14 protein-coding genes and 1 riboswitch are annotated in these 15,033 nt (G+C 32.1%); of the genes, 13 read left to right on the top strand and 1 reads right to left on the bottom strand.

Features of this window, described 5'->3' with window-relative positions; genetic code table 11:
• The first annotated feature begins 13 nt into the window (after positions 1-13).
• The 10 genes from A5866_RS04610 (at position 14) to A5866_RS04565 (ending at position 8,195) form a co-directional block, all read left to right on the top strand.
• Complete coding sequence (locus tag A5866_RS04610) at positions 14-1,099, top strand: SMODS domain-containing nucleotidyltransferase (protein ID WP_086444242.1); 1,086 nt, start codon at positions 14-16, stop codon at positions 1,097-1,099.
• A complete protein-coding gene (locus A5866_RS04605; protein WP_086444243.1) occupies positions 1,092-2,930 on the top strand; it encodes a ThiF family adenylyltransferase in 1,839 nt (612 codons plus the stop codon). The genes A5866_RS04610 and A5866_RS04605 overlap by 8 nt, the downstream gene beginning before the upstream one ends.
• Complete coding sequence (locus tag A5866_RS04600; RefSeq protein WP_086444244.1) at positions 2,920-3,363, top strand: Mov34/MPN/PAD-1 family protein; 444 nt, start codon at positions 2,920-2,922, stop codon at positions 3,361-3,363. Before A5866_RS04605 ends, A5866_RS04600 begins: the two co-directional genes overlap by 11 nt.
• A 267-nt stretch (positions 3,364-3,630) precedes the next feature.
• Positions 3,631-4,290, top strand: a complete 660-nt coding sequence (locus tag A5866_RS04595) for a hypothetical protein (RefSeq protein ID WP_086444245.1) — start codon at positions 3,631-3,633, stop codon at positions 4,288-4,290.
• Positions 4,275-4,994: a helix-turn-helix domain-containing protein gene (locus tag A5866_RS04590; protein WP_086444246.1), complete on the top strand. Its 720-nt coding sequence runs from the start codon at positions 4,275-4,277 to the stop codon at positions 4,992-4,994. The genes A5866_RS04595 and A5866_RS04590 overlap by 16 nt, the downstream gene beginning before the upstream one ends.
• Positions 4,995-5,022: 28 nt before the next feature.
• Positions 5,023-5,451: a hypothetical protein gene (locus tag A5866_RS04585; protein WP_086444247.1), complete on the top strand. Its 429-nt coding sequence runs from the start codon at positions 5,023-5,025 to the stop codon at positions 5,449-5,451.
• Positions 5,452-5,863: 412 nt separating this feature from the next.
• The gene (locus tag A5866_RS04580; RefSeq protein WP_086444248.1) at positions 5,864-6,121 is read left to right on the top strand and encodes a TIGR04197 family type VII secretion effector; all 258 of its coding nucleotides are present in this window, start codon (positions 5,864-5,866) and stop codon (positions 6,119-6,121) included.
• 28 nt (positions 6,122-6,149) lie between these two features.
• Positions 6,150-6,536 (top strand): hypothetical protein, encoded by a 387-nt coding sequence (locus A5866_RS04575; RefSeq protein WP_086444249.1) that lies wholly within the window; start codon positions 6,150-6,152, stop codon positions 6,534-6,536.
• Positions 6,526-7,815: a hypothetical protein gene (locus A5866_RS04570; protein WP_086444250.1), complete on the top strand. Its 1,290-nt coding sequence runs from the start codon at positions 6,526-6,528 to the stop codon at positions 7,813-7,815. Before A5866_RS04575 ends, A5866_RS04570 begins: the two co-directional genes overlap by 11 nt.
• 2 nt (positions 7,816-7,817) lie before the next feature.
• Positions 7,818-8,195, top strand: coding sequence for a hypothetical protein (locus tag A5866_RS04565; RefSeq protein ID WP_086444251.1), 378 nt, complete (start codon positions 7,818-7,820; stop codon positions 8,193-8,195).
• 239 nt (positions 8,196-8,434) lie between these two features.
• Here the strand turns inward: A5866_RS04565 and A5866_RS04560 are convergent, their stop codons facing one another.
• Complete coding sequence (locus A5866_RS04560; protein ID WP_086444252.1) at positions 8,435-8,701, bottom strand: hypothetical protein; 267 nt, start codon at positions 8,699-8,701, stop codon at positions 8,435-8,437.
• A gap of 1,002 nt (positions 8,702-9,703) precedes the next feature.
• Between A5866_RS04560 and A5866_RS04555 the strand changes: the two genes are divergently transcribed.
• The 3 genes from A5866_RS04555 (at position 9,704) to A5866_RS04545 (ending at position 14,169) form a co-directional block, all read left to right on the top strand.
• Positions 9,704-13,246, top strand: coding sequence for a DEAD/DEAH box helicase (locus tag A5866_RS04555; RefSeq protein ID WP_086444254.1), 3,543 nt, complete (start codon positions 9,704-9,706; stop codon positions 13,244-13,246).
• A gap of 34 nt (positions 13,247-13,280) precedes the next feature.
• Positions 13,281-13,403, top strand: coding sequence for a hypothetical protein (locus A5866_RS04550; RefSeq protein ID WP_254907543.1), 123 nt, complete (start codon positions 13,281-13,283; stop codon positions 13,401-13,403).
• Positions 13,404-13,665: 262 nt separating this feature from the next.
• Positions 13,666-14,169 (top strand): helix-turn-helix domain-containing protein, encoded by a 504-nt coding sequence (locus A5866_RS04545; RefSeq protein ID WP_339099747.1) that lies wholly within the window; start codon positions 13,666-13,668, stop codon positions 14,167-14,169.
• A gap of 566 nt (positions 14,170-14,735) precedes the next feature.
• A riboswitch (M-box (ykoK) riboswitch) is annotated at positions 14,736-14,905 on the top strand.
• Positions 14,906-15,033 lie beyond the last annotated feature (128 nt).

The raw sequence follows: 15,033 nt of genomic DNA, 5'->3' as shown, positions 1-15,033 counted from the left end.
GGAGGGGAATAAAATGGCAACAGTTAATTCATATTTTTCAGATTTTTTAAAGAACATAAGACTAACTCAAAATCAAATTAAGGATTTAGCTAGAGGACATAATACTTTAAGAAGTAGGCTTTTAGCTGATGATGATCTTTCAGAGATTATTGAGACTACTTTTCTTCAGGGAAGCTATAAACGAAACACAGCAGTCAAGCCTAAAGGTGAGAATCGCTCAGATGTAGATATCATTGTCGTAACTAATATTGATGCTGACCAAGTGACACCTGATGAAGCCTTAGAAAGATTCAAGCCATTCTTAGAAAAGTATTATGCAGATAAATATACAATCAATCAAAGATCAATTGGAATTGAGTTGTCTTATGTAGATCTTGATCTAGTGATTACAGCGAAGGTACAAGATGCTGAAACTCTTAACTTGATGAAAAATGAAGGTAGAAAAATGACTAGAGGCTTACAAACGATGATAAGTAATGAAGAATATTATGATTCAGCTTTGGGAGAATTAGTCATTAAAATGGATACTGAAACAAAAAATGCAGCACCTATCTTGATACCAGACACTAGCGAAAATACATGGTCTTTGACAAATCCATTAGCTCAAATACATTGGACAGTTGAAAAAAACAAGACCTGCAATGGAAACTATATAAATGTTGTTAAAGCTCTTAAATGGTGGAAAAAACATCATGAGATTCCAAAATATCCAAAAGGGTATCCGTTAGAACATATCATTGGTCAAAGTTGCCCGGATAATATTGATACAGTCGCTCAAGGTGTTACAGTAACATTGGAAGAAATAGTGAGAAAATATCCTACAAAACCTGTACTAATTGATCACGGTGTGGAAGAACATGATGTTTTTGGAAGAATAACAGAAGAGGAGTATGAAGAATTTTATAATTTAATTAAAGAGGCTGCATTTACAGCTCGCAAAGCTATAGATGAAACTGAGTTTTCAACAAGTGCAAATTATTGGAGAAATCTTTTAGGAACAGAATTTCCAGAACCTAAAACACCGCCTACTGATAGCAATAATAAGTTCACCTCTAGAAACTCTCCAACAGAAGATATAGGAAGTGCTAGATTTGGTTAATTTAGAACCAAGTGAATCATTACTCGAAGGAAGACGATATCTGGAGTGGTTGGCGGATGATTGTGAGATAATAAAAGATTATAGTTTTGAAGCAGAAGGTAGATGGCTACTTAAGATAAGGTTAAAGAATAAGGGGCAACAGTCAAGCTACATCCCCAAATATAGTGATTGGCATGTATTTATTGATGATAACTATCCAAACGGTAAAATTCAATTTTATCCATCTAAAATAAATGGTATAGGGTGTGTCTTTCCGCATCAATCTCCACATTTAAAAAATATTTCGGACCATGATTACTATGATAGTAATATTTGTTTAGAGCAATTTTCTCCTAGCCTAGAGGTTAAAATGGAGGAAGGGAATTCTAGATTATATAACTATACTAAAAAAGCGTTAGAATGGATTAAACAAGCTGCTAATGGAGTATTGCTAGCAGAAGGGGATTATTTTGAAAAAGTTGCTTACCCTACCACAAATTTTCGTAAAAAAGTTCTATTTTCAGAAGATGAGGCAAGCTTTAGTCAATGGAATAAGTATGATGAATATCGGGTAGGATTCTTAAATATGAAATCAGGTAAGCCTGGAACCGTATATCAAGATTTTATGTATGTTACTGATTACTATAAAGGGATTTCGGGATATAAGAAGAAAGGTGCTGAAATCACTTCTTATTCTTGGGGAAAATATGTGATGAACGAAAAATCAAGAGATGAGAAGGGAGTTTGGATAAAACTTTTATCTATGCCATATATCGAGCCATGGCAGGCTCCTGAAAATTGGTCTCAATTGATAAAAATATTCGAAGAAAACAATGTAAATTTCACTAAAGATGTTATGCCTTTTTTAAACAATTTAAGAGATCGAAATTCACACATCATGATGCTTGGGTTTCCTATATCAGAAAGAGTAAACGGACAAATAAGTGAAATGCACTGGCAATCATTAGAACTCCCTATTTTGTCAGATTCTAGTACTCCAGAACACTTTTTCAAAGGATTTAGAAAAGATATAAAAGGCTATGAAATGGCTGATATGAGAAGGATATTTCTTCGAGAAAGTGTTTCTTTAGAATGGATTAGTAGTGAAAATTGGTCTCCAGATAATCTTGTAAGTAGGGGGAATTTATCAAAGAACATAAAAAAATTAAAGTTTCTCTTTGTTGGTGTCGGAGCACTTGGGTCGGTGTTGTCTGAAACGTTAGTTCGGTCAGGAGTTGAACAATTGGATATTGTGGATTCTGATATTTTAGAGATTGGTAATCTAACAAGGCATACTTTAGCTGCGACGGACATTGGAAAATATAAAGCAATTAGTATAGAAAAAAGATTAACAAAATCTTTTATTCATTACAAAGGCAATGGATTTAGTATGTCAATTGAAGAGTTCCTAAAAAAACAAGAAGTGAATATAGATGAATATGATGTAATTATTGAAACAACAGGCAATGACAAAGTATTAGATTTAATCGTCAGTAAAAAATTAAATGGTTTAGTTATTTCAACATCATTAGGCCTACATGCTAAAAGAATGTATATTAACATACAACGAGGAAATAAAGTTGTGCTGAAAAAATTCAAAGAAAATATTCAAGAGTGGTTAGAGCGAGACAGGGCAGATTTTTCAAATATAGATTACCCAAGAGATGGTTTAGGTTGCTGGCATCCATTGTTTCCAGCAAGGATGGATCATTTGTCATTGTTAGCAAGCTCTGCTGTTTCAATTATTGAGTCAGATATTTTACATTTAAAAGAAAGCTTGACTATTATTGAACGCGGAGAGCTTGGAACGGTTTCAATCTTGAAAAGAAAAGAGTTTGCAGATGAAAATTGAAATAGAACCAAAAATAGTTTTTTTGTTAAAAAAACTTTACGAAGACTCGTTACCTCAAGAAACAGGGGGAATTCTTTTTGGATATTATTCAGAAGATTTGACTTTAGCCTACCTTACAGATATATACTACGATATTGCAGATTCTAAAAAATTTTATCGAAGTTTTATCAGAGGAAAAAAAGGATTTAAACAATATTCAAAAAAAATGTGGCAGGAAAAGAAGTATTATTTAGGAGAGTGGCACACTCATCCTAGTTCATTACCATATATGAGTATGCAAGATAAGAAGCAAATGTTAGAAATTCAAAAGCAAAAAAAAATAAATTGTCCTGAGCCTATACTCATTATCGTTGGAGAAAAGAATAAGAAAACTTTAATATCTACACAAATTTTTCTCCATAACAAAATTATATTCGATGAAATCTTTATTTGAAACTAATAAGTTAAGTACTTATTTGACAGATAAATAGCAAGTAAGAGGATGTACTTTGAAAGAAATTAGGTGGTTGCTTTATCATAAAAATAGTTAAATGAAAACAGGAGAGTTATAAAACTTTCCTGTTTTCATTTAATTATGCTTCGATAACACATATAAATAGTGAAAAGGAACTAATTAAAGTATTTTTAGCTGATTTAGTTACTTCATAAGCTTTATTTATCTTGGTAAGATATATGTACAGAATAAAAAGGGGGAAATCATATGCTTCTTAATAAGCAACTAGAGATTGAGAGGAAAAATAGAGGCATTTCTAAAAAAAGATTAGTACAAATTATAGAGCAAGGAACAGGTCTTACTTTTCAGGTAGATACTATTCGACGTTGGGAATCAGGAATTTCAACCATTGATCCAAGAGGGTTAGCATTCTTAAGTGTATTATATGATATCACAATGGAAGATTTAGTTTCTGAGGATGTAGAGCCAGTTATTGACAATAAAGAAAAATACTACAAATTTGGGAAAGAAATAAGCGAATATTGCTTGGTAGAAAACATTACAGAATTTACTATGAGGTATGAAGTTGTTGATAGTAGAGATTGGATTGTGACACCAAAATATGATTTGATTATGCGTTGTTATGAAGATTATTTAAAACGTGAGCAAGCTGATTATTTTGCTTGCAAAGCTGCATACGAGGTGTGTAGAGATTGGATGGTTAATATAAAGGAACTGGACTATACTGATGACAGATTATATAACCGAATATATGATGATAGTGCAGGATATTTAGGAATTAGAGAAAAAAGAGACCCTGTAGACTATTTAGATTTACTAGAGGAATTAGAAGCGGTTGTAGATGATATTTCTGGTTATTTAGAATTATTTGAGACTGGAGGGTTTGATAAATGGGAGTATATTTAAAAATAAAAGAAGAAAGAAAAAAGAAGCAAATGACACAAGAACAATTGGCTGAAAAAGTTGGGGTTTCAATAAAGACAATAGCAAAATGGGAAAATGATGCTGCTATGCCTACCTTAGAAAACTGTAAGAAATTAAGATCAGTCTTTGAGGTTACGCTAGATTATCTCTTAGAAGATAGTTTTGAATTACAGGATACGTACGATGAGTATGTCAGATTAGGAGAAAAGGTTCTTGAATTAGCGGATGAAGAATATCCTTTAGATTTTATTCAAAATTATTATATTTGTGCTAGAGAGCCTAGCCTGGTAATACCTAAAAAAGTAGCAGATAGTTTTATCAAGAATATAGGTGAGAAAATAAATAATACCGATTACTTTGACAGTGAAAAAATAAAAATGATACATCAGGAAATAAAGGACTTTTTATACTTTTGGTATAAATACAATAAAGGAAAGTATTTGCTTTCAAAGAATTTGAAAGCGAAGACTTTATTTATGAATAGTATTTCTTTTACCAGTGAAGAAATAACAAATCAGCTAAAAAATCCAGAGACTCAAACAAAACCCATTTTATTACTACGAAATTTGATGATAAATAGGCTAATAGAAGAATGTAACCTCCTTCAGTACAATATTGATGAGGAAATAGAAGAAGAGTTAGATTATAGTGGGGAAATTATGTGGCCTCTATCTACGTATAACTAGAATAGACTATATGAAAGGAATTATTTTTATGAACATAACAATTGATGGAATTATTGGTGGTGCTTTAGGTTTGATAGGCGTTTTTATCTCTTTGGCATATTCGTCGAAGCTTGATAAACAGAATAAGGAATTTCAGAGGCAGATGGAAGAATCGCGAAGAGAACATGATTTATGGAGTAAAAAGTATAGCACTCTAGTTCAAATGATTAGTTATAGGTATGATGTTAAAAGTGATGAATACTCGGCTGCGATGAATGGTATTACAGCAACTTTTTACGATTCAAAAGAAGTTATGGATGCTGTGAAGAAATTCTATGCTTATTTAGAGAGTGGAACAGTTGACAGTTTACAAGCAAATGAACGAATGGTAAATATATATTCATCAATGTTTAAGGATTTAAAAATAGATCAAAATGTAGATGAAATTTTTCTGAGCAAAGTGTTCAATGGTAAGTAAATTATACTAAGTATTTGCATGCCCATGCTATTTGATTTAACTCCGTAGTTAACTACGATTGAATTTTCTTTGTCTAGTTATTAGTGATTAAGAGTAACGATTTACTCATTGTTGATTCGCATATTTACTAACTTTTCCCAATTCTTTCTAATGAAATCTATATTGCTAACTCTCTAATATGCGCTAGGAACACTGTTAAATCAATATTCCTAGCCTTTTTAATTTAGGTGAATCATTAAAAGGTCTTTATTTTAACTCATTTAATAATTTATGTGTATGATTATTTATAATTTCTTTATGGATATATATAAGTATTCATTTATAGTTCCTTTTTAATCCATTTTCCATATTTATAGTTTGTCTATTATATGATAAACTAAATTATACAATATGATAATTAAGAAGGAACAAAATGACTGTTAATAGTAATTCAAGTATTGCTGGTGGTATTTCGGCTTCTTTTAGTCAGTCTGACAGTGCTTTAAATAGTATAAGTGTTTCTGTATCAGCTTCTAGCACCAATGTTTCAGGCAATGCACCAGCTGTACAATCAATTAATAACTATCAACAAGGATTAGCAGCATTATCTACTAGTGTTGTTTCTGCGGGCGATAATATTCATTCCGTTGCGAAGAGTTTGAACGAATCGATCAAACTATTGCTCAATTGACAAAATTTAATTTTCCAGGAGGTTTGTCATGAGTGAAGTCCAGAGACAACAAGTATTTGATCAAAAAAATTATAAGTTCAGAATTTGTTTAGAACAACTTCAAGAGGATCAGTTAGCGATTAGAAAAGAGCAACGCTACATAGAAGAGCAACAGGAAGAATTTTTTCAGCTACAACAACAAGAACAGGCTGCTTATGATTTTGTCTTAGGAAATTGTGAAGCAGAGGAGCGAGCTTTCTTTGAAGAAAGAGGAGAGGAAAGTCTTCATCTCGCTAAAAAAGCTCAACGAGAATTTGATAAACAACTTCTTCAGCTAAAGAAAGATGAACGTACATTGTTTGATCAAGAAGAAAATCTAAAGGCAGATCAACAAGCTTTTTGGAAGAAGTCGGAGGCAAAAGAAAATGGGGCTTAAATTTTACGTGAGTGAAGCACAAGCACGATCATCACAAGCCTCTCAATTGACCAATCAAGCAAATCAGGCTATTACATCATTACAAGCAAGCATTCAACTGTTTTTATCTGCACCACTTTCTAGTAAGGCCTACGATTCAGCGAAAAGTTATTTTATGGTTGCTTATACACCGTTATGTCAATCTGCTATAATGACAGGTGAAGCGTTGGAAAGTGCGCATAAAAAGTTTCTTAGTGAATATCAAGGAACTGTTAGTGGGATTGATACGGATGAGGACCTGATTTTGGAAGAAATCAATCAATTTGAGCAGTTGAAACAGCGTTTAGACCACCAAATGAGTACCGCTAAAACCCCGCGACCAGATTTAGAGCGTAGATATATCAATGCCTGTGAAAGTATTGATAAACGTCGGGAAAAATTAGAAAAGTTTCATGCATATGATGGTCAATCAGCAGGTTTCTTTTCAGATTATGAAGCGAGTCAACAAGAATTTAATACAGGTTTAGCACAAGTAGCAAATTCTAAAGCATGGAATCCAGCAACAGGTACTTTTGATATGAAGAGTTTAGACATGACATGGGCAAAACCAATCCATACACGTTGGAAGCAACGTAAAAAAATGAAACAACAAGTGAAAGATGCACAAGTAAAACAAGCAATCGGTAAATTAGATGGGTATGAAATCGTTAAAAACGAATTAGGTCATTGGTATCTAATGAAAAATGGTAAAATTGTTTCGCCAGATAAATATCCAGAACTATATGCGCAATTGGATATATGTAAGGATTCCTTAAATGAAGACCAGTACAAAGTTGAAGAACTGAAAGTAATGAGAAACGAAATGCCTCTTGCTCCTGGATTTGTTGGTATATTAGGGAATCTAGGAAAAGTTGGAAAAATAGCAGAGGCTATTAAAAAAGGTACTGGAGTAATAAAAGTAGGACAATCTATTTTAGATCAAATAAATAATGCACCTACTATCAATGCAGTAGACGAAACATTGGAATTAGATAAGAGTCGTGAAAAAGGGAAACCTGCTAAGAAATATAAAGTCTTTGATTCAGAGAAAAGAAATCTGGATAAAGAAGGTGAGCCAAACTCATCTGCTGACTTATTAAATGATGATGGTTCAGTTAAACAAAGGAGATACTATGGACCAGATGGTCTGCCAATTGAAGATATAGACTACAATCACCCTGATGACGGAACACATGAATTTCCACATAGGCATCAGTGGGATTGGAATAAAAGACCACCTAGACAAAAAGGAGAATGGTAAAAATGAATATGGTACACGACTATGAAATAAAAAGCTATTTTGTAAATTTTGAAAATAAGGATATAGTTATTAATATTTCTGACGACGACAAAGAAAAACAAATTGTATTCCATAACTTTTTATGTTACAAATTTTATGATGAAATGCCTTACAGTATTATTTTAGATTTAGAAGAAAGAGTTTTAGATAAATTTTTTACTGAAAATAAAGAGCTATTGATTCAAGGTAAAAAAAATGTATGGCCAATGCGGTATAATTCACTGGAAGAGCTGGAAGAAGAAATAAGAAAAGAGAACTTGACCTACCAAGTTTTATATTCTTCGTATGGAATGAATGGATGGGTTTTAGCAGAGCGAGTGGAAATAATTGATGTTAAGTAACTTTTAATAACAGTTTGCTACTAAAAATAGAACAGAATTTAAATAGAAAAACCAGAAATCTTATATTAACAAGATTTTTGGTTTTTACATAAATAGTGCTAAATATTCATAGTTTTATAGATAAGATGATTAGAGTGCAAAAGTGCGCCGCCAACTAGCGGAGATTTTTGCTTGCTGAGTATAAATGTTTTAGAGAGAAAGAGCTGAGAATTTGTTTTCAGCTCCTCTTATGATTATTGTTAAATTTTCCCTCTCTGCATCATCCTCGCTACAACTTCCTCACTCTCCTTCAAAACCTCCTCAAAATCCCCAGAAAACACCTGATACAACTGCTGACAAGAATAGTACCGCATCCGCATATCCTTCTTATTCCTCGTAACTTTTCCATCAAAAAACTCATCCAAATAGACCAATGACTTCTGCCAAGACCGAGGCTTGATCAACTCACTCTGCACATCCAAAATACCCTGATAAGGTACCGCCTTTAAATTCTGTTCTTTACTCATCATTACACATCCATTCCTTTTTTTGTAAAACCAACAGGAAAATAAAAAACGATCAGACCTACCTGTGCCTCATCGTGTGCAATAGTTCGTCAAAGAACGCATGAAATCGTCAGAAAATGAAAGAATCCACTAATACCCCTAGTCAAATCAATCAAAATTAAGTACAATAAAACATGCGAGTACTTCGGTACGCGCTATCGGCAACTCGATTATGCAGTTCCTGCTGCTTATTCGGGGCCTTGCAACGTGATGCCAGTCAGGTTGTAAGGTGCCGTTTTTTATTTTTCTATTTTTAACTCCATGCATTGTAACTTTAGAAAAAATCAACCATAGAATAGAAACAAAAAAGGCATTGGCGCAATGTCCAATACCTGAATAAGTCAATAGTACCTTAAAGAAACCTAGCATTCTTTTCAAGTTGTCGCTCAAAAAGAGACATGACAAAAAAGCTAGTGATTCATTTACTATTGGCATACTTGCGCGGACAGTTCCTGCTGTTTTCAAGACCATTTTCGTTCGGTGCCAGCCAAACAAAAAGGTGCCAAGGATTAAATTGTCATAAAGTTGAGTGATGTTCTGAATCAGGACTTACTCAGCTTTTTTATTTCCATTCTATACACTAAGTATAAATAAATCGACAGCGAGAATCAAGGCGAACAGAGAAAAAAACGAATGAAAATTCGGAATTTAAAAACATACTAAAACTATCATCTTGAAATCAGGGAAAAAGAAGTCTATCTACCAATTATAGCAGGACAATAAACTCGATAGTTAAGGTGGATTGTTTGGAAGAAAACTTTAAAAATTGGTGTTACAAAAGTAAGGGAGTTGAGTGAGTTTCTATATCAAAAGACTGCTTAATTTTTTTTATATTGGAAACGTTGGAGAGAATGAAGAAACACTGTGAGTAAAATTGGTTTCAAATGGATAATAAATACAAAAAGTAAAAGATAATATGGTACAATTAGTTTTAAAAATAAAACGAAAAGTGGTTTTTTTGAAATGGAAAATACTAAATTAGTGACGGATATTATCGAATATTGGAGAATGGTTGAGTTTCTTGATCAGAATAAGTTTCCATACCCTTCTAAATTACAAGTAAAACAGATAAAAGATGTTTTATCAAAACGAAAAGTGTATTCAAATTCTTTAACTATTTTTGAAAATATCCCTTTAAATACAACTGTGAAAGAAACAATAAGCAAAAGAGAAGAAGTAATAAAGGTGTTTCCTTTTGAGGGGGCGGCAATTCATATTATGGTTGGGAAAGTTGCTCGAAATAGTATAATTGAAGCACTGTTCTCGCTAATAAAAGAAAAAGAAATCGTAGAGAAAAATCGTGAAAAAATTTGTATGTACGCCTTGAAAGTAACAAAAGAAGGAACATATATTAAAGGATCGCTTAAAGTTTCTCCTTTACTTTGGGGAACGGCTATTTGTTTCCATTATCCAGACAATATCAAAAACAAGATGTCTCTTGCGGAATATGACCAAACCATGGATAATATCGAGAAGTATTTTATGAAAGAACAGGATGAATTATTTGTTGATGATACATTATTAAAATCAATGTATGATTATATTTATGAGATATTTGTTAAACGTTGGGTGAAAAATAGTCAAGCGACTTTTGAGGGCTCATTGATTTATACTAGATTCAAAACGAAAGATGAATTGGAACGATTAAACGATTCTCTTGAAGATTATAGCGATCTAATGACAGGTTTTTTTCAGAAAGACTTTGAGATGGTAATTGATCAATTAAAGCAGGAGGTATTACCATCAAAAGACTTTACGAATTATGTGACAAGTTTAATGGCTCATTCTTTTGATAAGGAAAAATCTAGAAAAATAAACATTCGTACTGAAGATAATTTCTTGAAAGAATTATTAGATCCTGCGAATGCACCCATAGGTAAATGGCCATCAGATCATCAGCCAGCATTGATGCAGCAAGTGGCGATTAATGCTTATTTGACGAATAAAGATGATTATTTTTCAGTCAATGGTCCTCCGGGTACTGGAAAAACAACACTACTAAAAGAGATTGTTGCACATAATGTGGTAAAAGTAGCTTCTTTATTATCTGAATATGACCAAGCAGATGATGCATTTGTAAAAAGAACATTTAGTGATGGGACAAAAAAAGAAAATGGTTATGATAAGAAGTTTGGAAATTATTATGCATTTAAAAATGACGAAATTTCAAAATATGGTATGCTAGTTGCTTCATCGAATAATGCAGCTGTTGAAAACATAACCAAAGATTTACCAGAGTACGAAAGTTTACATGACTCACTTGAATCAGAACAGTGCAAAGAAATTAAACAATTATTTGATTTAACTAAAGAGCAAAAGACACTTGAATTTTCATTTTCAAGTTTTACGAAAGACAATAAACGAAAAACAGTTGATTTAGTGCAAAAAGATATCTATTTTTCAGCTTTGGCACATGACTTGAAAAATAACGAAGAAATGGAAACTGTAGACTTATTTTCTGAATGGGGATTAATATCTGCTCCACTTGGAAAAAGAAAAAATTTAAAAGACTATTACTATAGTGTTATTCAACCAATAATAAAAAATATTGCGACTCATTCTTTTAAAAACGAAGCAGAATTTACCGAAGCAAGAAATGTGTTTAAACTTCAGTTAGAAAAAGTATTAAGACTTCAACAAAAGTTATCTGATACTAGTAAAATAATGAACGTCAAAGATTTAGAAATACACAAAATGACAGAAGAACAATCTGATTTAAACAAACAAATTTTTCAAAAGGAAAAGCAAATCCATATAGGACAAAAAGAGATCCTTCAACGGAAATCAGAAATGAATGAAATACAAGAGATGCTTCTAAAAATAGAAGTTGAAAAGGAATTATCAGAAACAAAGCTCCATGAAATGAATAGAGATATAGAAAGTGTAGAAAACGATCTAAAGGAGAGCAAAACAAGAATTATAGAACTACAGGATACTAGAAAATTCATTGAGATAATTCTAGGTAAATGGATTACGACACAGCGACTTACAGAAATTGAGGAGGAGAAAGATAGTTTAGATAAGATTACAGAGAGTAAAAAACTGATTTTGGAAAAAATCAAATTACTAGAGGATGAAATCAAGCCAATCATTAACAAAAAAATTAAGACAGAAAAAGAATATCAAAAAATAAAGGATAAAATTCAGAATGTGCAAAGTAAAAATCATTCATTTGCTGAATCAATTCAAACTGATAAGAAAAAAATTCTTCTTCTAGATACTAAGAAAGAAGAAAGTATCAATCGATATAGTAACAAGGTACGTGATTTAAAAGCTTCTGGCGTTACTGTAATTGATGACCAATTCTTTAAACATCTACATTCTAATAATGAAAAAGTTCAATTATCAAACCCTTGGATGACAGATGAATACAATCGTGAGAGAGAAAAACTATTTTATTTGGCACTACAAGTCAATAAATATTTTGTTTTATCGTCGAAATATGTTAGACACAATTTAATTAATTTAGGGTGTTTGTGGAAGTTTAGAAAAAATAGTGAGCAAGAAATGTGTCACTTTTCTACTAAAGATAAACGAGCAGCATATGAGCATTTATTGAATACAGTCTTTCTGATTACTCCTGTTATTTCCACAACATTTGCCTCAGTAGCTAGATTTTTAGATGGAATTGAAACACCGAAAAGTTTAGGACAATTAATTATTGATGAAGCTGGGCAAGCAACCCCACAAATGGCTGTTGGAGCATTGTGGCGATTTAAGAAGTCAATTATTGTAGGGGATCCAAAACAAGTAGAACCAATTGTTACAGACGACGTTGACGCTTTAATGCGCTTGTTTGTCACAAAAGAACTTTCCGATTATCAAGATAAAAAGATCTCTGTCCAAAGTTTTGCTGATAGTATCAATGTTATTGGAACTACATTGCTTAATAGCGAAAAAGAAGAAGAATGGATTGGAAGTCCGTTGATTGTTCATAGAAGATGTTTAGAGCCGATGTTTACGATTTCTAATGCCTTATCTTACAATAACACAATGATAAGCTGTACGAACAAACCAAAAGATGGGGTAAGTCAGTCCTTTATTAAGCCTGAATCAAAATGGGAGGATGTTTCTGGAAAAGAAATAGGAGATAAAGATCACCATGTTCTAGAACAAGCTAAAGTCGCATTGTCTTATGTAGAAGAAGCATTTAGGCGAGTACCTGACTTGCCTAGTCTATATGTTATTTCACCATTTACGAGTGTAATCAATGGCTTTAAAAAGACAGCAGGACAATCGGAAGTTCTAAAAAGAATTGCAGGAGATTATTTAGACTATTGGTTAGAAGAAAATTGTGGAACAGTCCATCGTTTTCAAGGAAAAGAAGCAAACGAAGTGATATTTTTACTTGGCTGTGATTCGACTGCTAATGGAGCTGTTCGCTGGGTAAATGATAATATTGTAAACGTTGCTGTGACAAGAGCCAAGTATCGTTTATATGTGATTGGTGACCGAGCGCTTTGGCAAGAAAATGAATCAGTTAAGTTAATTCAAGGTGAGCTTTAGTTTGTACTAAAATAACATGTTTATAGGAGAGAACATGAATACAAGTGATTGGTTATCATTATTGAAACCCTTATTAGAAAATAAAGCGATTTGCTTAGTAGTAGAAATCATGTTCCTAAACTATCTATACAAAATCAGTTCATTTGGTTTGGTGTAACTGATCTTTATCTAATTAAAAGAAGATTGGTTATTATGAACAACATCAATAGAACTCCAGCTCATAATTAATAGGTCTAAATAAAACAGAGTATACTCAAGTAGTTTTTGATTTAACATAATTTACGCAGACTATTAAGGTTGAAATGCATCTTTACTATGATGTAAACAAATATATACACTAGTTTAAAGGGTAATGTAACTCATAACAAGCAGACAATTAGCTGATTTTGAGATATTCTAAATTTACTAGGAGGTGCAGAATGAACTTTAGCAAGCAATTAAAAAAAAATCGTGAACTCAATGGATTAAGTCAAGAAGAATTAGCAGAAAAAATATATGTTACGCGTCAAACTATTTCGAAATGGGAGAACGATAAAAATTATCCCGACATTCATAATTTAATTGCTTTAAGTATTCTTTTTGATATCTCGCTAGATGAACTAGTTAAAGGAGATGTAGACAAAATGAAAAATATAGTAAATGATGATGCAATGGATAAAAGCACAAAGGGAATGATCATTTTTTTAGGTTTGACACTTGTTATAGGTGTGCCAAGTCTTATCATTTGGAAGGTAATGGGATTTATTCCCTTTTTACTTCTTTCGGCCATAACAATGTATTACGCTGTTAAGATAGAAAAATTGAAAAAGAAAAATAATATTAAGACGTACAAAGAGATTATTGCTTTTTCTGAAGGGAAGTCTAACTTAGATGAATTGAGAGAGCAACGAGATCAAAAAAATATTTTGGAGAAAGAATACTAATAGTATTAGTATTTACCCTGTTTTTTGGTGCATTAGCTTGGATTATTAAATTAGCAACTGTTTTCTTGATGAATCATTTATAAAAAGAACATGTAACATTTTAGTTATTTTCTAGTATTAAACTCAAATATCATTATGGGACAGATGCTAAACAGTAACTGTAGAGAATTTGACGTGTAACATTTTAAACTAAGCGATTCTAGAAGATAAAGGGACTGAACGAGTCAAAAGTAACTTAAATAAAATGTAAATTATCATAAAGTTGAGTAATGTTCAGAATCAGGACTTGCTCAGCTTTTTTTGTTTCCGCTATATAAACTAAATGTAAAAAAATACATAAAATTAAAAAGTACTAAAGTAAGGAGTGATGTTCAATTGAAACTTTTTTCATAGATTATCGATCGTTAAAAATCTTTATATTATATAGTAATATTGATTAATTCTTCCCTAACTACTACCGATATCAAAAAATATATTGAGACCTAAATAAACAACAATTTCCCACCCACCACCAAAATCCTACTTGACAATAATTTCTTCTTCTGTTAACTTGTTAGTGAATATAAAATATGATTTGTTAGGTGAGGCTCCTATACAAACATAGGCTACTGCCCAAAAATGTCGAGAGACGCCAATGGGTAGAACAGGAATTGTCGAATACAAGGCTTTTCATAAGGTAGCTAAGATGTTTGTCTTTACGTTGTATAGTGCCAAAACTCAACGACTAGATCAATGTCTTAATTTGTCATGCTTTTTTTTGGTGAATGTAGAGTGACTTTTCGCGGAGTTTTTGTGCGAAAAGTCACTTTTTTTGCGTCTAAGAAAATCGGATTTTATGTTCAATAATCGTCAAGGGGGAATGTA

This window comes from Enterococcus sp. 12C11_DIV0727 (genome assembly GCF_002148425.2).
Lineage (GTDB): Bacteria > Bacillota > Bacilli > Lactobacillales > Enterococcaceae > Enterococcus_L > Enterococcus_L lemimoniae.
The sequence above is the reverse complement of the archived record's forward strand: the minus strand, read 5'-3'. Positions and strand labels throughout refer to the sequence as shown.

What these genes read in the sequence shown, in the direction of transcription:
- A5866_RS04610 (WP_086444242.1), top strand. Translation starts at nt 14, where the DNA reads ATGGCAACAGTTAATTCATATTTTTCAGATTTTTTAAAGAACATAAGA.
- A5866_RS04600 (WP_086444244.1), top strand. Translation starts at nt 2,920, where the DNA reads ATGAAAATTGAAATAGAACCAAAAATAGTTTTTTTGTTAAAAAAACTT.
- A5866_RS04595 (WP_086444245.1), top strand. Translation starts at nt 3,631, where the DNA reads ATGCTTCTTAATAAGCAACTAGAGATTGAGAGGAAAAATAGAGGCATT.
- A5866_RS04590 (WP_086444246.1), top strand. Translation starts at nt 4,275, where the DNA reads ATGGGAGTATATTTAAAAATAAAAGAAGAAAGAAAAAAGAAGCAAATG.
- A5866_RS04585 (WP_086444247.1), top strand. Translation starts at nt 5,023, where the DNA reads ATGAACATAACAATTGATGGAATTATTGGTGGTGCTTTAGGTTTGATA.
- A5866_RS04580 (WP_086444248.1), top strand. Translation starts at nt 5,864, where the DNA reads ATGACTGTTAATAGTAATTCAAGTATTGCTGGTGGTATTTCGGCTTCT.
- A5866_RS04575 (WP_086444249.1), top strand. Translation starts at nt 6,150, where the DNA reads ATGAGTGAAGTCCAGAGACAACAAGTATTTGATCAAAAAAATTATAAG.
- A5866_RS04570 (WP_086444250.1), top strand. Translation starts at nt 6,526, where the DNA reads ATGGGGCTTAAATTTTACGTGAGTGAAGCACAAGCACGATCATCACAA.
- A5866_RS04565 (WP_086444251.1), top strand. Translation starts at nt 7,818, where the DNA reads ATGAATATGGTACACGACTATGAAATAAAAAGCTATTTTGTAAATTTT.
- A5866_RS04560 (WP_086444252.1), bottom strand. Translation starts at nt 8,701, where the DNA reads ATGAGTAAAGAACAGAATTTAAAGGCGGTACCTTATCAGGGTATTTTG.
- A5866_RS04555 (WP_086444254.1), top strand. Translation starts at nt 9,704, where the DNA reads ATGGAAAATACTAAATTAGTGACGGATATTATCGAATATTGGAGAATG.
- A5866_RS04550 (WP_254907543.1), top strand. Translation starts at nt 13,281, where the DNA reads ATGAATACAAGTGATTGGTTATCATTATTGAAACCCTTATTAGAAAAT.
- A5866_RS04545 (WP_339099747.1), top strand. Translation starts at nt 13,666, where the DNA reads ATGAACTTTAGCAAGCAATTAAAAAAAAATCGTGAACTCAATGGATTA.